The organism is Bradyrhizobium forestalis (assembly GCF_002795245.1).
GTDB classification, from domain to species: domain Bacteria; phylum Pseudomonadota; class Alphaproteobacteria; order Rhizobiales; family Xanthobacteraceae; genus Bradyrhizobium; species Bradyrhizobium forestalis.
Window position 1 is genome coordinate 1 of the sequence record NZ_PGVG01000165.1, and the last position, 385, is coordinate 385.

General features: G+C 65.7%; 1 protein-coding gene and 1 pseudogene. Both read left to right on the forward strand.

What is annotated here, in order from left to right; genetic code table 11:
- A pseudogene (locus tag CVM73_RS41420) lies at window positions 1-123 on the forward strand (phosphoribosylformylglycinamidine cyclo-ligase); the annotation flags it as partial.
- A gap of 14 nt (window positions 124-137) precedes the next feature.
- On the forward strand, window positions 138-385 hold a 248-nt coding region (locus tag CVM73_RS38945; protein ID WP_283809991.1), incomplete at its 3' end, for a formyltransferase family protein.

Below are 385 nucleotides of genomic sequence, written 5' to 3' on the forward strand. Positions count from 1 at the left end.
GTCGATCTGGTCGTGCAGGTCTTCAGCGATGCGGGTGAGACGGTGGCGCAGCTCGGTACCGTGATTCCGGCCGAGGGCGAGCACCGCGTCGTCTACAACGGCCACCTCGACCTGGCACTGTGATGACTGGCGCTGTGATGAAGCGCCGCGTCGCCATCCTGATCTCCGGCCGCGGCTCCAACATGTCCGCGCTGATCAGGGCCGCTGCTGCGGCGGAGTTTCCGGCGGAAATCTCGCTCGTCATCTCGAACAAGGCCGATGCGCTGGGGCTCGAACGGGCCAAGGCGAGCGGCGTGAAGACGCTGGTGATCGAGAGCAAACCGTTCGGCAAGGACCGCGCCGGCTTCGAAAAGCTGCTGCAGGCCGCGCTCGATGAGCAGGGAAT